The organism is Streptomyces sp. NBC_00878, assembly GCF_026341515.1.
In the GTDB taxonomy this organism is placed as follows: Bacteria; Actinomycetota; Actinomycetes; order Streptomycetales; family Streptomycetaceae; genus Streptomyces.
On sequence record NZ_JAPEOK010000001.1, the window covers coordinates 3975082 to 3995002 of the forward strand.

The 19921-nt window shown below is 70.4% G+C and carries 16 protein-coding genes; 6 read left to right on the plus strand and 10 right to left on the minus strand.

From position 1 onward, the window contains the following. Positions 1 to 120: 120 nt before the first annotated feature. The 5 genes from OHA11_RS16585 to OHA11_RS16605 form a co-directional block, all read right to left on the minus strand. The gene (locus tag OHA11_RS16585; RefSeq protein ID WP_266507225.1) at positions 121 to 1341 is read right to left on the minus strand and encodes a M20 family metallopeptidase; all 1221 of its coding nucleotides are present in this window, start codon (positions 1339 to 1341) and stop codon (positions 121 to 123) included. Positions 1342 to 1892: 551 nt separating this feature from the next. Further along, on the minus strand, positions 1893 to 3038 hold the full coding sequence (locus OHA11_RS16590; protein ID WP_266496983.1) for a hypothetical protein: 1146 nt from the start codon (positions 3036 to 3038) through the stop codon (positions 1893 to 1895). A gap of 59 nt (positions 3039 to 3097) precedes the next feature. Continuing rightward, complete coding sequence (locus OHA11_RS16595; RefSeq protein ID WP_266496985.1) at positions 3098 to 4036, minus strand: N-acetylneuraminate synthase family protein; 939 nt, start codon at positions 4034 to 4036, stop codon at positions 3098 to 3100. 14 nt (positions 4037 to 4050) lie between these two features. Beyond that, positions 4051 to 5316: an N-acylneuraminate cytidylyltransferase gene (locus OHA11_RS16600; RefSeq protein ID WP_266507227.1), complete on the minus strand. Its 1266-nt coding sequence runs from the start codon at positions 5314 to 5316 to the stop codon at positions 4051 to 4053. Between the two features lie 125 nt (positions 5317 to 5441). Continuing rightward, a complete protein-coding gene (locus tag OHA11_RS16605) occupies positions 5442 to 6794 on the minus strand; it encodes a DUF6716 putative glycosyltransferase (RefSeq protein WP_266496986.1) in 1353 nt (450 codons plus the stop codon). A 198-nt stretch (positions 6795 to 6992) separates the two neighbouring features. On the opposite strand from OHA11_RS16605, the gene OHA11_RS16610 reads away from it, so the two are divergent. The 4 genes from OHA11_RS16610 (at position 6993) to OHA11_RS16625 (ending at position 11800) form a co-directional block, all read left to right on the plus strand. Then, entirely contained in the window at positions 6993 to 7970 is a 978-nt protein-coding gene (locus tag OHA11_RS16610) for a glycosyltransferase family 2 protein (RefSeq protein ID WP_266496988.1), read from the plus strand. Continuing rightward, on the plus strand, positions 7967 to 9301 hold the full coding sequence (locus OHA11_RS16615; RefSeq protein ID WP_266496989.1) for an alpha-2,8-polysialyltransferase family protein: 1335 nt from the start codon (positions 7967 to 7969) through the stop codon (positions 9299 to 9301). Before OHA11_RS16610 ends, OHA11_RS16615 begins: the two co-directional genes overlap by 4 nt. A 405-nt stretch (positions 9302 to 9706) precedes the next feature. Continuing rightward, positions 9707 to 10777, plus strand: coding sequence for an acyltransferase (locus OHA11_RS16620; RefSeq protein WP_266507229.1), 1071 nt, complete (start codon positions 9707 to 9709; stop codon positions 10775 to 10777). A 93-nt stretch (positions 10778 to 10870) separates the two neighbouring features. Next, a complete protein-coding gene (locus OHA11_RS16625) occupies positions 10871 to 11800 on the plus strand; it encodes a class I SAM-dependent methyltransferase (RefSeq protein ID WP_266496990.1) in 930 nt (309 codons plus the stop codon). 36 nt (positions 11801 to 11836) lie between these two features. On the opposite strand, the gene OHA11_RS16630 is transcribed toward OHA11_RS16625, so the two are convergent. Continuing rightward, the gene (locus tag OHA11_RS16630) at positions 11837 to 12487 is read right to left on the minus strand and encodes a TetR/AcrR family transcriptional regulator (RefSeq protein ID WP_266496991.1); all 651 of its coding nucleotides are present in this window, start codon (positions 12485 to 12487) and stop codon (positions 11837 to 11839) included. Between the two features lie 72 nt (positions 12488 to 12559). Here OHA11_RS16630 and OHA11_RS16635 point away from each other — a divergent pair, with 72 nt between their 5' ends. Then, the gene (locus tag OHA11_RS16635; protein ID WP_266496992.1) at positions 12560 to 13984 is read left to right on the plus strand and encodes an FAD-dependent oxidoreductase; all 1425 of its coding nucleotides are present in this window, start codon (positions 12560 to 12562) and stop codon (positions 13982 to 13984) included. A 6-nt stretch (positions 13985 to 13990) separates the two neighbouring features. Here OHA11_RS16635 and OHA11_RS16640 read toward each other — a convergent pair whose 3' ends face one another. Then, positions 13991 to 14593 carry a Uma2 family endonuclease gene (locus OHA11_RS16640; RefSeq protein WP_266496993.1) on the minus strand — a complete coding sequence of 201 codons (603 nt, stop codon included), beginning with the start codon at positions 14591 to 14593 and terminating at the stop codon, positions 13991 to 13993. 68 nt (positions 14594 to 14661) lie between these two features. Further along, entirely contained in the window at positions 14662 to 16242 is a 1581-nt protein-coding gene (locus tag OHA11_RS16645; RefSeq protein ID WP_266496994.1) for a methylmalonyl-CoA mutase, read from the minus strand. A 141-nt stretch (positions 16243 to 16383) separates the two neighbouring features. On the opposite strand from OHA11_RS16645, the gene OHA11_RS16650 reads away from it, so the two are divergent. After that, a complete protein-coding gene (locus tag OHA11_RS16650; protein ID WP_266496995.1) occupies positions 16384 to 17298 on the plus strand; it encodes a L,D-transpeptidase family protein in 915 nt (304 codons plus the stop codon). A gap of 220 nt (positions 17299 to 17518) precedes the next feature. Here the strand turns inward: OHA11_RS16650 and OHA11_RS16655 are convergent, their stop codons facing one another. After that, positions 17519 to 18877, minus strand: a complete 1359-nt coding sequence (locus OHA11_RS16655) for a hypothetical protein (RefSeq protein WP_266496997.1) — start codon at positions 18875 to 18877, stop codon at positions 17519 to 17521. After that, entirely contained in the window at positions 18877 to 19551 is a 675-nt protein-coding gene (locus tag OHA11_RS16660) for an RNA polymerase sigma factor (protein WP_266496999.1), read from the minus strand. Before OHA11_RS16660 ends, OHA11_RS16655 begins: the two co-directional genes overlap by 1 nt. Between the last annotated feature and the right edge of the window lie 370 nt (positions 19552 to 19921).

Genomic DNA, 19921 nt, shown 5'->3' on the forward strand with positions numbered 1-19921 from the left:
CTGGGTCGGTGAAGTCCGCGTGACGACACGAGCGGTTGTTGACTGCCGACCACGCTACTGCGCGGGGGTACGCGGCGCGACCGGAAGGGACCGGCCACGCCGCCATACAGCCCCTCGTGCTCAGGCCCCGGCGTCGATGAGGGCGGCCGCGGTGAAGAGCTCCACGCCCACGGTGATCGCGGACTCGTCGGCGTCGAAGTCGCCCTGGTGCAGGTCCCGCACCAGCCGCTCCCCCGGCGTACGCACCCCGAGCCTGGCCATGGCCCCGGGCACGTGCTCCAGGTACCAGGAGAAGTCCTCCCCGCCGAGGCTCTGCTCGGTGTCCTCCACGGAATGGATCCCACGCCGTACGGCCATGGCGTCCCGCAGCAGGTCAGTGCTGTCCGGGTCATTGACGACGGGCGGCACCCCGCGGATGTAGTTGATCTCCGACTTGGCCCGGTACAGATTCGCGATCTCGTCGATGGCGGCGTGCACCAGATCGGGCGCGGCCCGCCAGGCGGCGAGATCCAGACACCGTACGGTCCCGGAGAGCTCGGCATGCTGCGGGATCACGTTGCAGGCGTGGCCCGACTCGATCCGGCCCCAGGTCACGGAGAGCCCGGACCGTGCGTCGACCCGCCGGGAGACCAGCGCGGGCACGTCGGTGACGACACGGGCGGCGGCGGTCACAAGGTCAGTAGTGAGATGCGGCCGCGCGGTATGCCCACCGGCCCCGTCCAGCGAAACTTCCAGCCGGTCACAGGCGGAGGTGATGGGCCCGTGCCGCAGCCCGATCCGCCCAGCGTCGACCTTCGGATCGCAGTGCACCCCCACGATGCGCCCGACACCCTGCAGCGCCCCGCACTCGATGACGTCCGGAGCTCCTCCGGGCAGCACTTCCTCGGCGGGCTGGAAGATCAGGCGTACGGCCCGCGGGAGCAGGCCCTGCTCGTGCAGCTGGGCGAGGACGAGTCCGGCGCCCAGGACCACGGCCGTATGGATGTCGTGTCCACAGGCGTGGGCCCGGTCGGGCACGGTCGAGCGGTACGCGCACTCGGTCTTCGTGTCCGGGATGGGCAGCCCGTCGATGTCGGCGCGCAGGGCGAGCATCGGACGCGTGGGGTCCGGGTCGCCGATGTCACAGATGAGTCCGGTCCCGATGGCGAGCACGCGAGGGCGGAGGCCGGCCCGCTCCAGCCGCGACTTGATCGCGGCGGTGGTGCGGAACTCCTGGTTGCCCAGCTCCGGGTGCATGTGCATGTCGCGACGGAACGCGACGAGTTCGGCGCGCAGCGCCTCGGGCAGCGCGCCGGGAAGCACGGCTTCCCCGGGCTGATCGGCCTCGGACTCTCGGGACATCAGTTGGTTCACCCTCTGAAGGGTAGGGCGACGCGACGGCCAACTGACCCACGATCAACAAAACTTCAACCCGTTGGGGAAAAAAACCTGGCCGCGTGGCGCATAGATATTGACTGGCTTGGGTACACTCGCCCGGCTTTCCGGCCGCCGGGCCCTCTCCCGGGAAAACCCCCGGGCGACGACGCCCATTCCCGGCCTACCGGGAACAGCTTCTCTACGCATACCACGCATACGCACCCACGGCCGGTTCTGTTCACCTGGCGGACGGGGCGGGTGGGCTTGGTGTTGTGGTGACACGTGGCCCCACCGGGCGGCAGCCGCGCACCGGCGCGAGGGGCCGTGTCGGGGTTTCCGATCGCAGCACGGCCTCCCATGGGCACCGTGAAAGTCGGCGATGACACAGCTGCGATCGGATGCCCCGTCGCGGCCCCGCCCCACTCCGGTCGGCAGGCGCGCTTTTCAGGGGCGCGGGGAACGGCGCGACAAGCCCAAGACAACCCGCACCCAACACACAACCAGCCGCCCCCAGCGCTCAGCGCCCGGCTACCGCCTCAGGTCACCGTCGACACAGTCGAGAGCCGGTGGACATCCCGCGCCGTCCCCGTAACCCCCGACAAGAACCCCTGCGCCCGCGGCGAGGCGGTCTCCGTCAGCCAAGCAGGATCGATGTCACACACAGCGACCTTGACCTCCGTACCGACCAGCGCGAGCGGCAACGTGTGCACCACGGTCGACGGGAAGCTCAGGATGGTCCGCCCGATCGGGCCCCGCCGGGCGATCAGTTCCAGCGGAAGGTCCGGCCGGACGATCTCCAGGCCGGTCTCGGCGGCCAGCCGGTGCAGCTTGTCCGGGCTCTCCCGCCGGTGGGCGAAGTACCGGGTGGCGCCGTACGTCGCGGCGAGCCCCTTCACCGCTTCGAGGTAACGGTCGGGGTCCACCACCCCCGTCTCCACCAGCGACGTGCCGACCAGGTCGGCGCCCTTCGTGAGCCGGGGCGGGCCGAACCGGGACCGCGTCCAGGAGAAGTCGTTGGCCGTGATGGTGACGCCCTCGGGCGTCTCGGCGATCGGCATGGCGGAGAAAACCTCCACCCGCCGCCCGTTCCCCGGCGTGAGCCGACGGCGGGCCCGGGCCGAGACAGGTGCGAACACCAGGTCCCGGGCCCCGGGACGCCCCCCGCGCCGGTGCCAGCGCACCAGCCGTTCGCCCTTGGCGAGCTGGGAGACGAACTCCATGGTCGCGGTCCCGTCGTCGACGACGACAAGGTCACGGGCCCGGGTGATGGTGAGCAGCAGTTGTACGTACCGCGAGAACGGGTCGCCCATCACGATCCGCTCGGCGCGCCGCAGGAGCGGGGCGAGTCCGCCGACCGTGTGGAAGGGGGCTGTCGTGCCGCCCCGTGCCTCCTCCCAGCGCACCTCGTATCCCTCGTCGCGCGCCAGCTCTGCCATGCGGCGGAGCTGCCCGCGGGTCATCGGGTCGGTGGGCGAGAGCACGACAAGGGTGAGCCCCGCGCCGGGCCGAGGCCGCCCGCCCTCCACCTCAGGACCCGGGGGTCCGGAGGGCTCCGCCGCCGTCCTGAGGGCGTGGGCATGCGCCCACTCCAGGACGTTGAGGAGCTGCACCGGGCTCTCGACGAAAGCCAGCGTTGCTGGTGCGGGTGACTGGGGGCCGGTGGACCCGGCGCGGGGACTCATCGACGTACGACCGTCGCTTTCCCTTGATCCTGTGATCCTGACGGGGATTCGGAGGTGGCTCAGACCGCGACAGGCTCGCCCGCCGCCGCCGCGATCTCGGCCTCGGCGACGACACCCGGGACGCGGCGCAGCTTCTTCATCGGGCCGAGCTCGGACTCGTAGACCTTCTTGACGCCGTCACCGAGGGAGGCCTCGATGGTGCGGATGTCGCGGACGAGGCGGGTCAGGCCCTGCGGCTCGACGGAGGCGGCCTGGTCGGAGCCCCACATCGCTCGGTCCAGCGTGATGTGGCGCTCGACGAAGGCGGCGCCGAGGGCGACAGCGGCCAGCGTCGTCTGCAGGCCCGTCTCGTGGCCGGAGTAGCCGATCGGGACGTTCGGGAACTCCGCCTGGAGGGTGTTGATGACGCGGAGGTTGAGCTCCTCGGCCTGCGCCGGGTACGTCGACGTGGCGTGGCACATCAGGATGTTGTCGCTGCCGAGGACCTCGACCGCGTGGCGGATCTGCTTCGGCGTCGACATGCCGGTGGAGAGGATGACCGTGCGGCCGGTGGCGCGCAGCGAGCGCAGCAGCTCGTCGTCGGTCAGGGAGGCGGAGGCGACCTTGTGGGCCGGGACGTCGAACTTCTCCAGGAAGGCCACGGCCTCGGTGTCCCACGGGGAGGCGAACCAGGCGATGTTCTTCGACTTGGAGTACTCGTCGATCTGGCGGTACTCGTCCTCACCGAACTCCACGCGGTGGCGGTAGTCGATGTAGGTCATACGGCCCCAGGGGGTGTCGCGCTCGATGTCCCACTGGTCGCGCGGGGTGCAGATCTCCGGGGTGCGCTTCTGGAACTTCACGGCGTCGCAGCCGGCCTCGGCGGCGGCGTCGATCAGCTTGAAGGCATTCTCCAGGGAGCCGTTGTGGTTGATGCCGATCTCGCCGACGACGTAGACGGGGTGACCCGGGCCGGCGGTCTTCGAACCGAACTGGCGCAGACGGGAGTTGGTGCTCATGGTGGGGAAGTTCCTTACTTGTCGAGGGAGTCGAGAGAAGGGCCGAGGATCCAGCTGGCGATCTCTCGGATCGCGCCGTCGCCGCCGGGAACGGTGGTGACCGCGCGCGCGGCGCCGCGTACGACGTCGTGGGCGCTCGCGACCGCCACGGGCCAGCCCACGAGGGCGAAGCACGGGAGGTCGTTGACGTCGTTGCCGACGTAGAGCACGCGCTCGGGCGCGATGCCCTGTTCCTCGCACCACTGCTTCAGTGCGAGGTCTTTCCGGTCGATGCCGTGGAGCACCGGGATCTGCAGCTTCCGGGCTCGGGCGGCGACGACCGGGTTCTTCTCCGAGGACAGGATCAGCATCTTCAGGCCGCTCTTGCGGAGGGCCGCGATACCGAGTCCGTCCCCGCGGTGCACGGAGACGAACTCCCGTCCGTCGGAGTCGATCAGCACCCTGTCGTCGGTCTGGGTGCCGTCGAAGTCGAGGACGACCGCGTCGATGTCGTCGGCGGTCGGGAGGGTGCCGGGGCGGTTCGCGTCGAAGAGCGGCGCGAGGGCCCGGGCACGGGCGAGGTCGTGCGGGTCGTCGATCTCCAGCACGCGGGCCGGGTCGGTGCGGACGAGTTCCGTACGCCCGAAGAAGCGGTGCCTGGCGATGCGGAAACCGGCCGCTTCCATGGCGTAGACCGCGCCGGTCTCCAGGAGGTCCTGGGGGCGGTCCTGGCGGCGCGGGCGGAAGGACTTGTCGTGGTTGATGCCGTAACCGCCGGTGGTCGCGGTGTCGGTGACCAGGGTGTCGGTGCCGCCCTCGACGGCGGCGCGGGAGGTGTCGACCGCCACCGGGTCGTCGTCGGCATCGCGCCACACGAAGCCGTGGAAGGGGGCCACGGTCAGCGCGGTGTCCGCGCCGTTCTCGGTGATCGCGGTCACCACGCCGTCGATGTCCTCGCGGATGATGAACGGGCTGGTGCACTGCACGAGGAGTACGGCGTCGACGGCGGAGCCGTGCAGGGCCTCGTGGGCGTCCATGGCGTGCAGGACGGCCGCCTCGGAGGTGGCGGTGTCGCCGGCGATGGCGGCGGGGCGCAGCACGACCTCCGCGCCGGCCTGGCGGGCGGCGGCGGCGATCGCCTGGTCGTCGGTGGAGACCACGACGTCCGTCACCAGCCGGGCCGCGCGGCACTCGCGCACCGCGCGCGCCACCAGCGGTACGCCGCCGACGGGCAGGAGGTTCTTGGCCGGGACGCCCTTGGAGCCGCCCCGCGCGGGGATCACGGCGAGCACCCGGCGCATCGGCTTCGGCCGGCCCACTGTCGCTCGGCCCGCTGTCGCTTGGCCCGCTTCCGAGTTGGTCATTGGCTCTACTCCTTGGGGAAGGTTCGGGACGCCCGCGGCTCGCGGTTCCGTCGGGTGGGCGGTCACAGTTCGCCCATGCGCCGGATGACGGGTGCCACGCGCTGCACGCCGTGCCGGTAGGCGCCGCGCGCCGCCCGGCGCACGATCTGCCGCACCGGGCCCGGTTCCTTGTCGGCGTCGGGGGCTCCGGGCAGCGGGCTGCCGTCCGGGGCGAGGTGGTGGCGGGCGAGGATGCCGGGCAGATAGCCGGGCGCGGTGGCCGGGGTGTAGTAGGGGGCGAGGACGGGGAGCCCGCCCTTGCCGAGCAGCGTCACGATGCGCGCGCGGGCGGCGTCGAAGGCCGTCTCGTACGCGCCTCCCCCAGAGGGGGTACCCCCAGCCGCGACGCCCTGCCGGGCCACCCACTCCTCGTCGCGCGACGGCTCGTGCCCGGCGTCGAGCTGGTCCCAGGAGGCGAGGCACCCGGAGCCGACGAAGTGGTGGTTGCCGAGCGACTCGCGCACACCCAGGTCGGTGAGCACGACGGTGGGGATCTGGCGGTGCAGGGACTCCAGGGCCGCCGTGGAACTGACGGTGACCAGCAGGTCCGTACGGTCGAGGACCTCGCCCATGTGCCCGTACACGAGGCGGAAGTTGGCGGGCAGGCCGCCCGGGATCCGCTCCGCGAGGCGCTGGTAGGGCTGCTCCTCGATGTGTGTGGTGTGCTCGCCCGGCTTGGAGCGCAGCTTGAGCAGGACCTCGCGGTCCGGGTGCAGCCGGGCGTGCTTCACCAGCCGGTTCAGCAGGTACGTACGGTCCTTGCGGCTCTCCGGCACGGAGGGCTGCGCGGCGAAGACGACCGTGTACGGGTCGTGCTTCTCGTACGGGGCGCCGCCGAGGAACGGCAGCGCGACCTCGGTGACCGAGGAGGCGTCGGCGCCCACTCCCTCGTACACGGCGGTGAACCGGTCCGCGTCCTGGCGGGAGTTGGCGAGGACGAGGTCCGCGCCGTGCCGCAGCAGCAGCCCGTCGGCGAGCTTCTCGTAGACGACGCCGACGTAGCCGGTGACGACGACGGGCCGCTTCGCGCGGCCCGGTCCGAAGCGTTCCCGCCACTGGTGGGAGAGTCCGTGCAGCATGGCCTGGACGGCGCCGCCGACGAGGGAGAGCACGACGACGTCGTAGTCGTTCTCCTCGCGGGCCATGCCCCGGAGGAACTCCACGGCGGTGACCTCCCGGAGGGAGTCGGCGCGCACGCCGACCTCTTCGAGCTGTCGGGCGGTGGGGGTCGCCCGGCCGCGCAGGAGGTAGCCGTCGAGCCTGATGTCCGCATCGGCCGGTGCGATGCGGTTCGCGGTGAGCGCGCCCCACTTCCACCGGGTGTCGGAATCGGCGAGGACGGCGACTCGCAGGGACTTCGAGGTACTTGCTGGCACATCCAAGACGCTAGGAAGCGATTCCGTTGTGCGGCCCAACCTGAATGCAACAAAGGGTTAACAGCACATCGCCGAATGGCGAATCAGCCTCGAATCGGCGGCCGAGAAGGCCTGATTCACCAATCCGCCACGCGTCGTTCACCTTGCATCTCACCGGCCGTCAAGACGAATGCCGGGCCGCCCCCTAACGTCACGTGGGTGGTCAAGCTCTCCGTCATCGTGCCGTTCTACAACGTGCAGCAATACGCACCCGACACCCTGAGGAGTCTGCGTGCGAACGCACGTGACGACTTCGAATTCATTCTCGTCGACGACCGTTCGCGCGACGAGACCCCGGACATCCTCGCGCGCGCGGAGCGCGAGCTCCCGGGTGCGGTGCATGTCAGACACGAGCAGAACGGAGGGCTGGCCACCGCGCGCAACACGGGCATCGACGCGGCACGCGGCGAGTACCTCACGTTCCTCGACGGGGACGACTGGCTGGCCCCCGGCTACTACGAACAACTCGTCGCCGCCATCGAGGACTTGGGGTGCGACTTCGTCCGTACCGACCATGTCCAGTGCACCGCGCGGGCCCGTTCCATCCACCGCGTGCCGCACGGCAGGCGCGGTGTCGTGCTGGACCCGCGCAAGGCGATCCTGCCCGCCGACCGGTCCACCTCCGTCGACTACGCGTACGCGTGGGCGGGCATCTACCACCGCCGGCTCGTCGACCGGGGCCTGCTCCACTTCACCGACGGACTGCGCACGGCCGAGGACCGGCCGTGGATCTGGAAACTGCACCGGGAGGCCGAGTCGTTCGCCGCGGTGGGACTGCTCGGTGTGTTCTACCGGCGTGGGGTCGCCTCCTCGCTCACCCAGATCGGTGACGTGCGACAACTCGATTTCATTCGCGCGTTCGACCAGGTCGTCGTGGAAACCGCGCAGGACGCGGACGCGGACAAACTGCTTCCCAAGGCCGTGCGCACATATTGCGCGATTATTTCCCATCATCTGGGATCCATCGAAAGGTTCGAGCCACCGGTGGCACGGAAACTGAAGTCGATGAGCGCCGCGGCACTGCGCCGCATGCCGCAGAACGTCCTCGACGAGGCCCTCGACTCGATGGACATCCAGCGCGCCACGCGGCTGCGCCGACTGCGCCGCCGCCCGGCCTCCGCGGGAGTCGCCGCGTGACCACGCAGATCTTCCTGGCGTCGACGCTGTACGGGACGGCCACACTCGCCGCCGCCCTCGACTCCAACTGCTTCACTCCCGCCGACCGCCGCATCCTGCTCGTCTGCAACAACACGGCGACGCCCGAGACGACGCCCGGCATCGACGAGATGCCCGGGTTCGAGCGGCTGCGCGAGCGGTTCGACGACGTGGTCTCGTGGAACGAGACCATCTCGCCCTTCCACCCGGGCGGTTGGTCCCCCCGGCTCGACGACGTCCCGATCTGGGAGCGGCACCTGCGGCTCGCCTGGCGGCTCGGCGACGACCCGGTGGAACTCGTCGTCGAGTCGATCCAGGTCAATCCGGCACTCGGCGTCACCCAGATCTTCACCGGCGCCCCCGTCACCGTCTACGCCGACGGCCTGATGAGCTACGGCCCCACCCGCAACAAGATCGACCCGCTGGTCGGCACCCGCGTGGACCGGCTGCTCCACCTCGACCTGGTCCCGGGGCTCAAGCCCCTCCTGCTCACCGAGTTCGGCGCCGAGTCGGAGATCGTGCCGACGGACGCCTTCCTGAAGGTGCTCGCCGAACTGGGCGACACGGGCGACACCCTGCCGTCGATCGACGAACCGGCCCTGCTGCTCGGCCAGTACCTCTCCGCGCTCGGCATCCTCACGGCCGAGCAGGAGGAGGACCTCCATGTGCGGATGCTGCGGGGTGCCGTCGAACTCGGCCACACCCGCGTGGTGTTCAAGCCGCACCCCTCGGCCCCGGCCCGCTGGGCGCGCGGCCTGGAGAAGGAGGCCGAGAAGCTGGGCGCCGACCTGACGGTGCTCGACACCCCGGTCCTCGCCGAGGTCCTCTACCAGCGGATGCGTCCCGCCCTGGTCGTCGGATGCTTCTCCACGGCACTGCTCACGGCCTTCGCGCTGTACGGCCTGCCGGTCGCCCGCGTCGGCACCGCCACCCTGCTGGAGCGCCTGACGCCGTACGAGAACAGCAACCGCGTCCCGGTGACGGTCGTCGACGCGCTGCTGCCGGACCTGACCGACCGCAAGGCGGTCACCGAACAGCGCCGGGGTACGGACGAGCAGGGCCTGACCGACCTCGTACGCGCCGTCGGCTACGCCATGCAACCCAAGATCTACCCGGACCTGCGCCCGGCCGCCGAGGCCTATCTGACGAAGCACCTCAACACCCACACCTGGCGCTACTTCAAGCGCAAGCGCCTCACCTCGCTGGCCCTGCCCGGCGCGGTCCCGGCGCAGCTGGCGTTCCTGCCGCGCAGCGCGGCCGTGCGCCGCGTGGCCCGCCGCGCCCGCTCCCTGAAGAAGGCCGTGCGCCGCTGACTGAGCACCGCCTTGACCGTGTCGGTACGCCGCTGAATTCGGGGCCGGTTCCTTGGGGGACCGGCCCCGAAGCCATGCCTGGCGGTCACCGGCGCGCCACATTGGGGGCCGCGATGGAGTGGCGCGGAAATCCAAACCAACGGACGGGTGAACTCCTTGGGTCCGGGTGGCGAAGGGTTGATCCGTGGGCCGGGGGTTACCTATGAGTCGGACTAGTGTGCTGTCAATCAGCTGAGGCCGGACACGGCCCCGGGTCACGGAATCCACGGCCCGCAGTACGCACGACTTCACAGAACGGCCGTTGAGGGGAAACCCGTGACCGACATTCCTGAGGACACTCGCGCGACCTCCGTGGACACGGCGGTCCGCGCTGTCCTCCCGGCGGCGGACCGGCCCCACCCGCCGCTGGTGAAAAGGCCCCGGGAGAACCGGCTGCGCGCCCTGGACGGGCTGCGGCTGATCGCCGCGCTGATGGTGGCGGCGTACCACTACGGCGGTCGCGGCGGCGAGGTCACCGGAGCCTGGGGAACCTCGGCCAGGTCCCTGTTCCCCTCGCTGCACTCATGGTTCGCGTACGGCTGTCTGGGTGTGCAGGTCTTCTTCGTCATCAGCGGCTTCGTGATCTGCATGAGCGGCTGGGGACGGCCGCTGCGCTCGTTCTTCGCCTCCAGGGCGTCCCGGCTGCTGCCGTCGTACTGGGCGGCGGTCCTCATAGTGACGGCGGTCTTCGCGCTGCCCGCGGTGGCGTACAAGACGGCCTCGCCGAGCGACGTACTTGTGAACCTGACCATGATGCAGCAGCCGCTCGGCGCGGACCGGGTGCTGGGCGTCTGCTGGACGCTCTGGGCGGAGGTCCGCTTCTACGCGCTGTTCGCGCTGTGCGTCGTGATGCCGGGCGCGAACCGGCAGCGCGTCATCATGTTCTGCGCGGGCTGGACCCTGGCCGCGGCACTCGCCCAGGCCTCGCAGGAGCCGTTCCTCATGCTCGTGCTGATGCCCGACTACGCGCCGTTCTTCATCGGCGGCATCGGCCTCTACCTCATCCACCGCGACCGGCACGACGCCTACGCCTGGGGCATCGTGATCGTGAGCTGGCTGATCGGCCAGCACTACGCGGTGAGCGAGCTGTGGCACGCGCCGAACCCGGAGTTCTTCTCGTACCGCACCTCGTACGGAATCATCCTCGTCGTCACGTTCGGCTTCGTCGCGGTCGGCGCGATCGCCCTGGGGTGGCTGAACTGGGCGAACTGGCGCTGGCTGACGGTCGCGGGCGCCCTGACGTACCCCTTCTACCTGGTCCACGAGCACCTGGGCTGGGTCGTCATCAAGGCACTCCACCAGACGCTGGGCATCCCGGCGAACGTGACCGCGCCCCTGACCATTCTGTCGATGCTCGCCCTGGCCTGGCTGCTCAACCGGTGCGTCGAGGACCGGCTGACACCACGGCTGCGCACCCTGCTCTCCAAGCCACGCTGACGCCACGCTCCACCCGCGGCGGCGTCCCCCGCTGTTCACCGGACATTCAGGTCCTCGCAGGTTTGCCACGTACCGAGGGAGAAGACTCTTCACATGGCCAACTCACAGCAGAACCCCAGTCCCCCCGGCGAGCTCGGTGACGTCCCGGGCTGGTTCCCGCCGCTGGACCAGGTGCTCTTCACCTGGCTGCTCGACCAGCAGGAGACGGAGGGGATACAAGGCGACCTGCTGGAGCTCGGCGTCTACATGGGCAAGAGCGCGATCCTCCTCGGCCACCACCTGAAGGACGACGAGAAGTTCACGGTGTGCGACCTGTTCGAGGGGGACGCGCCGGACGAGTCCAACCAGGCCGAGACCTCGAAGTCGTACGCGTCGCTGACGAGGCAGGTCTTCGAGCGGAACTACCTCTCCTTCCACGACAAGCTGCCGACGGTCATCCAGGCACCGAGTTCCGTGATCTCCAAGGAGGTCTCCGCCTCCACCTGCCGCTTCGTCCACGTCGACGCCTCGCACCTGTACGAGCACGTCCACGGTGACATCGGCGCGGCCAAGGACATCCTGCTGCCCGGCGGCATCGTGGTTCTCGACGACTTCCGCTCCGAGCACACCCCCGGGGTCTCGGTCGCCGCGTGGGAGGCCGTACTCAACCGCGGTCTGCGCCCCATCTGTCTCAGCACCCAGAAGCTGTACGGCACCTGGGGCGACCCCGAGCCGCTCCAGGAGAAGCTGCTCACCATGATCAAGGAGCGGTCGGACTTCGGTCTGAGTGTGCAGTGGGCGGCGGGCCACCGCCTGATCCGCACCAGGTCCCAGGGCATCAAACCGCCGCCCTTCCCCCACTCCCGCCACTACGTGGAGCCCGTCCCGGAGCCCACTCCGGTCGCCGCCGCACCCAAGCCGGCCCGGCCGGCGCCCCGCCCCGCCCGGTCCCGTACCAGCCGTATCGCCATCGACCTGCTGCCCCCGATCGTCACGCGTGCCGTGCGCAAGAACCGCGCGAAGAAGCGCGCGGAACGCGCCTGACGGACGCCATCCGACTCACCACTCGGCGCACAGCGCTTATTCGGGCCGGTACCGCGCCTCGATCCCCGTGATCACCAGCGTCAGCCCCTCCTCGAAGTGCCGGTCGTAGTCGGCGAAGATCTCCGCGCCCGCCTGGGCCGACAAGGGAAAGTCGGCCATCAGGCGGGCGCGTTCGTTCACGTCGTAGCCCTCCCGGCGCTCGCCGGGCAGCGGCACGACGCCCTGCTCCTCGGTGACGAACCCGAGGGTGTAGAGGTACGTCGTCGAGGTCGCGCGGACCGCCCGGGCAAGGGTGAACCCGGCGGCCGTGAACAGGCGCAGGTTGTCCTCCATCTGCTCGGCGTGCTCCATGCCGGTGAAGCGTGAGCCGCTGAACACCTTCGCGCCGTCGCGGTAGCCGAGCAGCGCCGCGCGCAGCCCGCGGTTGGCCTTGAACAGCCGCTCCTGCCAGGTGTCGTCCGGGTCGAGGGCGGCGCCGGCGATCATCCGGCGGTACATCTCGGTCGCCATCTCGTCGAGCAGCGCCTGCTTGTCCTTGAAGTGCCAGTACAGAGCGGGCGCCTTGACGTCCAGCTCCTTCGCGATGGCCCGCAGGCTGAGGCCCTCGAGGCCCACCTCGTTCAGCAGCTTCAGGGCGGCGTCCGCGACGCGTTTGCGGTCGAGGGGCGCCCGGCGTTCCGTAGTCACACTTGACAGCTTAACGGCGTTAAGGCCACTCTGGGCGGACAGTGGAACTTAACGATGTTAAGGAGCCTGATCATGGCAGCTCACACGGGCGTACTGATCGTCGGCGCGGGTCCCACGGGGCTGACCCTGGCCGTCGACCTCGCCCGACGCGGGGTGCGCGCCCTGGTCGTCGAGCGGGCCGACGGGCTCTTCCCCGGCTCGCGCGGCAAGGGGATCCAGCCGCGGACCCTGGAGGTCTTCGACGACCTCGGCGTGCTGGACGCGGTCCGGGCGGCGGGCGGCCCGTATCCCGTCGGGATGATCTGGCAGTACGGGACCCGGCAGGGCGAGCACCGGATGTTCGACGAGACCGAGGCGACGGAGACCGAGCCGTACGCGGGCAGCCCGTGGATGGTGCCGCAGTGGCGGACGCAGGAGATCCTGTTCGCACGCCTGGAGGAGCTGGGCGGGACCGTGGCCTTCGGCCGGGAGCTGGTCGGGCTCTCCCAGGACGCGGACGGCGTGAGCGCGGCCTTCGCCTCCGGCGCCCCGGTCCGCGCCCGCTACGCCGTCGCCGCGGACGGCGGCCGCTCGGCCGTGCGCCGCGCGCTCGGCATCGGCCTGACCGGGGAGACCGTGGACCCGGGTCCGACGCTGGTCGCGGACCTGCGCATCAGCGGGCTCGACCGCGACAACTGGCATGTGTTCCCGCCCGCGGACGGCGAGGGCTTCCTGGCGATCTGCCCGCTGCCGCACACGGAGGACTTCCAGCTGGTGGGCAACTTCGTGGATCCGGCCGCCGAGCCGGACCTGTCCCTCGACGGCATCCGGAAGCTGGTCGCCACACGGACGCACCTCGCGGCCGACGACGTGACCGAGGTGCGCTGGGCCTCCGACTTCCGGCCGCGGGCAGCGATGGCGGACCGTTTCCGTCAGGGGCGGGTGTTCCTCGCGGGCGACGCGGCGCACGTCCACTCGCCGGCGGGCGGACAGGGCCTGAACACCAGCGTCCAGGACGCGTACAACCTCGGCTGGAAACTCGCGGCCGTCCTGCGGGGCGAGGCTCCCGAGTCGCTCCTCGACTCGTACGAGGAGGAGCGGCTGCCCGTCGCCGCGCACATGCTCGGCCTGTCCACCCGGGTCCACCGGGGCGAGGTCCGGCGCGGCACGGCCACGCAGCAACTCGGCCTGGGCTACCGGGATTCCTCGCTCGCGCGGGAGACCCGGGAGGACCTGCCCGAGGCGGCACTCCACGCGGGCGACCGCGCACCGGACGGCAGGCGGGGCGGCGTACGGCTCTTCGACGCGTTCCGGGGACCGCATTGGACGTTGCTGGTGGTGGGCGCGGACACCACCGCCGTGCCGACGCTTCCGGCGGCCCGCACGGTCCGGATTCCGGCGTATGAGGCGTACGGGACCGGCGTGTTCCTGGTCCGGCCCGACGGGTACGTGGGCTGGGCGGGCGGGACGGAGGAGGGGCTGGCGGAGTATGCGGGGCGGGTGGGGGTCGTCGGCTGAACGGCGTCAGTCGCCGTCAAGGAGAGTGTCCACAGAGAGGTCGGGGGTAACGCCCACGGACTCCGGCACCGGGACGCTTTGGCCCCGCTTGAAGCGCTGGGGCGCGTCGTACTTTCCGTCGGCCGGGTTCTGGTAGAGAAGCACCTCGTCGTGCTTGCGGTCGGCCACGATGTAGACCGGGATGCCGGCCGCGGCGTAGCACTCGACCTTGGGACCGAGGTCGTCGGACCAGTTCGAGGACGTCACTTCCACGACCAGGCGGAAGACGTTCGGCGCGTAGTAGTTCTTTGTGACGTGGGCGTCGCGGAAATCCGTATCGACCACGGAGAAGTCAGGGATCGCAAAGTCCTCGGGCAACGTGTGCAGCCAAAGGCCAACGCCCTGGACATACTCACACCCCGCCTCAACGATCCCCGCCCGGTCGAATGCCCTGCCCAGCTTCGTCAACGACAGCGCATGCGAGCCGTCCGGCGGTGGTGTCACAGTGAGCCTCCCCTGGAGAATCTCCACGCGGTGCCCAGGCAGTGCACGGGAGAGCAGGTCGGCGGCTTCGCCCAACGTCAGCTCGTGTTGCAGTACAGCCACGGCATCCTCCTCTTCGGGGGTCACTCTTCTTGAGCGTAACCGGGTACGTGAGGTTTCCGCCCTCGATCACTTGTACGGAGTAATTACCCAGGTCAGAAGGCATCCGACGGCACGTAAGTCCCCCAAACCCCCCGCAGGGCATTGCACACCTCCCCCACCGTCGCCCGCGCCCGCAGCGCTTCCTTCATCGGGTAGAGGACGTTGTCCTCGCCCTGGGCCGCCTTCTTCAGGGCGGTCAGGGCCGCGTCAACCGCCGCCCGGTCGCGCTCGGCCCGCAGCTTCGCGAGGCGTTCGGCCTGCTGGGCCTCGATGGCCGGGTCGACGCGGAGGGGCTCGTACGGCTCCTCCGCGTCGAGCTGGAAGCGGTTGACGCCGACCACGACCCGCTCACCGGCATCGGTCTCCTGGGCGATGCGGTACGCCGAGCGCTCGATCTCGCCCTTCTGGAACCCCTGCTCGATCGCGTTGACCGCGCCGCCCAGGTCCTCGACCCTGTCCATCAACTCGACGGCGGCCGCCTCGACGTCGTCGGTCATCTTCTCGATCACATACGAGCCCGCGAAGGGGTCGACGGTCGCGGTCACGTCCGTCTCGTAGGCCAACACCTGCTGCGTACGCAACGCGAGGCGGGCGCTCTTGTCCGTCGGCAGGGCGATCGCCTCGTCGAACGAGTTGGTGTGGAGGGACTGGGTACCGCCAAGGACCGCCGCCAGGCCCTGCACGGCGACCCGGACCAGGTTCACCTCCGGCTGCTGCGCGGTCAGCTGTACCCCGGCCGTCTGCGTATGGAAGCGCAGCATCAGCGACTTGGGGTCGCGCGCGCCGAACTCCTCGCGCATCACCCGCGCCCAAATCCTGCGCGCCGCACGGAACTTGGCCACCTCTTCCAACAGCGTCGTACGGGAGACGAAGAAGAACGACAGCCGGGGCGCGAAGTCGTCCACATCCATCCCGGCGGCGACCGCGGTACGGACGTACTCGATGCCGTCGGCGAGCGTGAACGCGATCTCCTGAGCGGGCGAGGCACCCGCCTCCGCCATGTGATACCCGGAGATCGAGATCGTGTTCCAGCGCGGGATCTCCGCCCGGCAGTACTTGAAGATGTCCGCGATCAGCCGCAGGGAGGGCTTGGGCGGGAAGATGTACGTACCCCGCGCGATGTACTCCTTCAGCACGTCGTTCTGGATCGTGCCGGTGAGCTGCGCTGCCGGAACTCCCTGTTCCTCGCCGACCAGTTGGTACATCAGCAGGAGCAGGGCCGCGGGCGCGTTGATCGTCATCGACGTGGAGACCTTGTCCAGCGGGATCCCGCCGAACAGCACCCGCATGTCGTCGATCGAGTCGATCGCGACCCCCACCTTGCCCACCTCGCCGTGTGCGAGCGGGGCATCGCTGTCGTGGCCCATCTGCGTGGGCAGGTCGAAGGCGACCGACAGACCCGCGGTGCCGTGCGCGATCAGTTGCTTGTAGCGCGCGTTCGACTCGACCGCCGTACCGAACCCGGCATACTGCCGCATCGTCCACGGCCGACCCGTGTACATGGAGGGGTAGACACCACGGGTGAACGGATACCCGCCCGGCTCGCCCAGCTTCTCCGCCGGATCCCAGCCCTCCAGGGCATCCGGCCCGTAGACCGGCTCGATCGGCCGTCCGGATTCCGACTCGCGCGCCATGGTGTGCCGCCTCCCGGGTGTGCTGCCTCCCGCTGAGCTGTTGCCACAACAATGCCGCGTAGTTCGCAACCAGGCACGCCCGGGAAACATCTCAGGGGGCACGACGCAGCATCGGGGATCGGTGAGCAGCGGGGGGTTCGGATGCGTATCCCGGTCATGTGGAGGACAGTCGCGGCGGCGACGGCGGTGGCGGCTCTCGTCGCGGTGAGCGGATGCACCGTCCAGACCGTCGGCCCGACCGCAGGGGAAACATCCGCCGGTAGGACACCGGCCGGTACGTCACCGGACAGCACGGCACCGGGCAGTACGTCATCGTCACCAGCCGGTACGTCTCCGACAGGTACGTCTCCGGCGCCCAGCGGTTCTCCGGACGACGCGAGGCCGTCGAAGCCGCCGAAGTCCACTGAGCCGCCCGCGCCCGCCCCCGAGGTCCTGTGGTCGAGGGGCGACCGGGGCAAGGACGTACGGGAGCTGCAGGCCCGGCTGCGTCAGGTCTTCTGGCTCTACGAGGGCCCGACAGGGACGTACGGCGACGCGACGGCCACCGCGGTGAAGGGCTTCCAGGGCAAGCGGGGCCTGCCGAAGACCGGGAAGACGGACTCGGTGACATGGCAGCGGCTGCTGGGCATGACGCGCGAGCCGGCCAAGTGGGAGCTGTACGCGTCGGGCGGCCGGCCGGCCGCGAAGCCGGACCCGCGCTGTCTGACGGGCCGGGCGCTGTGCATCAGCAAGGCGACCCGCACCCTGCGCTGGATGATCGACGGCCGCACGGTCTCGACGATGGACGTGCGCTTCGGCTCGCAGTACACACCTACCCGGGAAGGTGTCTTCAACGTCTACTTCAAGTCGCGTCACCATGTGTCGACGATCTATGACTCGCCCATGCCGTACGCGATGTTCTTCAGCGGCGGCCAGGCGGTCCACTACTCCTCGGACTTCGCGGCGAGGGGCTACTACGGAGCCTCGCACGGCTGCGTGAACGTACGGGACGAGGGGAAGATCGCGGCGCTGTTCGCCCAGGTGAGGAACGGCGACAAGGTCGTCGTCTACTGGTGAGGAACCTGCGGCGGGAGGAGTGCGTGGGCGCGGGCGGGACCGGGGGAACGTGTCCCGCCCGCGCCACTGTGCACGGAGCCGTGGGTACGGGGGGAACCCCGGCTCTGTGCGACGGCCGATGACCAGTCGGCTCGCTTACTACTGCGTCAGCACGGCTGAAAACGTCACACCCACGGCCGCCCGGAACCGGGCGACAATAGAAAAATGCAGGTCGGGTAGGTCAGGCGGGTGACGCGGACATGCGAAGCCGCTGCGGTGCGGCGCCGGCACCCGGGGCCGATGCCTTGGCCTGCGTCCGAGTCGATGCCTGGTGCGATGTCCGAGTCGGCGCCTTGGCCGTCTGGGTCGGTGCCTTGGCCGATGCCTGGGCCGATGCCTGGGCCGATGCCTTGGACGATGCCTTGGACGATGTCTGGGTCGGCGTCTTGGTCGGCGTCTGAGTCAGCGTCCGCACCCGTGCCGGATCGGATGCCTGCACCCGTGCCGGGCCGGATGACTGGATCCGTACCTGAACCGGTGTCGACACGCCCAGGCCTATGTGAGAGCCGTCGCCGCCCTTGGCGTCGTCGCTGTCGCCGTCGCCGGCCTTGCCGTCGCCGCCCTGGGCGTCATTGTTCGGCTTGCCATCGTTGTCATCGCTGTTCCAGCCCGGGCCGCCCTGGCCCGACGTGTCCTTGTTCGGGTCGGACTCGTAGCCGCGCCGGGTGTCACCGGAGTCGCTGTCGCCCCAGTTCTTGAGGACGCCCTTGCAGTAGTTCTTCAGCTGCTCGGCGCCGTTCGCCGCGTCCTCCAGGCCGTTTCTGCGCCCGGAGTCGAGCTTCTTGCCGTCGCGGTAGTCGCGGCAGGCCGAGACGAGCCAGCGCCACCCCTGGCCCGGCTGCACCTCGCTCGGATCGTCGCCGTTGCCGGGCTGTGCGCCCGGGTCCGCGCCGCCGTTCGGCTCTCCGGGCGGGGCCGAACCCTTGCCGGCCGGGCCGTCCGGGCTGCCTTCGGGTCGCGGATCGTCGGGACTGGCGCCTGACTTCCCCCTGGGCACCGGTGAGACGAGCGGACGGTCCGGGGTGACGGCGACCGTCGAGGATGTGACGGGTTCCGGTTCCTCCGCGTCGAACGACAGGGCGCCGGAGGTCGCGGCCACGGTGACCCCGCCGATCATCCCCGCCGCCAGCGCGGCGGCGAGTCCGTACCGCATCGGGCGGCCCCAGCGGGAGGCGACGCGCCGGTACGCGGCGGGCCGGCCGAGGTGGATCAGGCCCGCGTCGGAGGCTGCCCGGGAAGCCGCGGCGGAGGCGGCGGAAGCGGAGCGCGTCCGCGTGCGCTGACCGAGGCTCGCCCGCTCGCCGTCTTCGCCGGTGCGTGCCGTGCGGAAGGCGGCCAACGCGGCGGCCTCACCCGGGAGTTCGGCGTCGGCGGGCGTGGACTCGGCAGTCAGTGCGGTCAGCGCGGCCAGTGCGTCGAGGGCCTCGGTGAGGCGGTCGGCCTGCTCGCGGTTGTCGGCGTCGACGGCTTCCAGCGGCTCTCCGCGCAGCAGTCGCTCCGCTGTGTCGCGGTCCAGCCACCTGTACTGCTCGTCGGCCATCACATGTCCTTCTGCGTCCGCGAACGCGTATGCGTCACACCGGCGGACGTGACCGCGTTGGTGCGCGGTTCTGCGTGTGGGGGTCTTTGTGGGGGTACGGAACTCAGGGATCCGACCGCTTCCGGATCCGCGCCGATCAGCTCCGCGAGCCGCTTCAGACCACGGTGCGCGGCCGTGCGGACGGCGCCCGGCCGTTTGCCCAGGGTCTCGGCGGCGGTCTTCGCGTCGAGGCCGACGACGACGCGCAGTACGACGGCCTCGGCCTGGTCCTGCGGGAGCTGGGCTATGAGGGAGAGCGTGCTGTCGGTGGCGAGGGCCTCGATGGCCTCACCGGCGGTGTCGGACTCGGCCGCCCTGCCGGTGAGCTCGGTCTCGTCGCCGCCTATCGCGGGTCGGCGACCGCGCATCCGTATGTGGTCGAGCGCGCGGTTGCGGGCGATCCGGGCCGCCCAGCCGCGGAAGCGGTCGGCGTCGCCGCTGAACCGTTCGAGGTCGCGGGCGATCTGCAGCCAGGCCTCGGACGTGACGTCCTCCGCGTCCGGGTCGCCGACCAGCGTCCGCACGTACCCCAGGAGCCGTGGATGCACGGCTCGGTACACAGTCCGGAACGCGGTCTCGTCTCCGTCCTGTGCCGCAAGCACCGCGGCGGTCAGCTCCGCGTCGTCCCCCAGCACCGCGCCCCTTTTGCGCCTAAGCCGGCGCCGCTCTCGCGGACCGGGTTCTCGCCGTCGTGGTCCCTCAATTGATGGTTGCGGTCGTGGAGCCTTCTTGGATACACCGCTCCGCCGCAGTCCGGCGCGAATGGCACGTTACGGCGTGAAACCGTTCGCCGTCCATGTCCGTACAACATGCAACCACCTCGAACCGGCGTGGGGTGTGACACAAAACGCACCTCCGACGCTGAAGCAAGTACGGGCCGCCGCGCGGCCCGTGCCGCGCGACGGCCGGGGCCTCTCCTGTGGGGGGTGGCGGCCCCGGCCGTTGCCATCGGCACGGCGGGGTTTCCATTTTCGCCCGGTTTTTCCGCCTTTGCCGGTCGTCTGA

Excerpts from the sequence above, each read along its gene's own strand:
- OHA11_RS16625 (WP_266496990.1), top strand. The coding sequence starts at position 10,871 with ATGGCCAACTCACAGCAGAACCCCAGTCCCCCCGGCGAGCTCGGTGAC.
- OHA11_RS16655 (WP_266496997.1), bottom strand. The coding sequence starts at position 18,877 with ATGGCCGACGAGCAGTACAGGTGGCTGGACCGCGACACAGCGGAGCGA.
- OHA11_RS16600 (WP_266507227.1), bottom strand. The coding sequence starts at position 5,316 with ATGCGCCGGGTGCTCGCCGTGATCCCCGCGCGGGGCGGCTCCAAGGGC.
- OHA11_RS16595 (WP_266496985.1), bottom strand. The coding sequence starts at position 4,036 with ATGAGCACCAACTCCCGTCTGCGCCAGTTCGGTTCGAAGACCGCCGGC.
- OHA11_RS16590 (WP_266496983.1), bottom strand. The coding sequence starts at position 3,038 with ATGAGTCCCCGCGCCGGGTCCACCGGCCCCCAGTCACCCGCACCAGCA.
- OHA11_RS16635 (WP_266496992.1), top strand. The coding sequence starts at position 12,560 with ATGGCAGCTCACACGGGCGTACTGATCGTCGGCGCGGGTCCCACGGGG.
- OHA11_RS16645 (WP_266496994.1), bottom strand. The coding sequence starts at position 16,242 with ATGGCGCGCGAGTCGGAATCCGGACGGCCGATCGAGCCGGTCTACGGG.
- OHA11_RS16650 (WP_266496995.1), top strand. The coding sequence starts at position 16,384 with ATGCGTATCCCGGTCATGTGGAGGACAGTCGCGGCGGCGACGGCGGTG.
- OHA11_RS16585 (WP_266507225.1), bottom strand. The coding sequence starts at position 1,341 with ATGTCCCGAGAGTCCGAGGCCGATCAGCCCGGGGAAGCCGTGCTTCCC.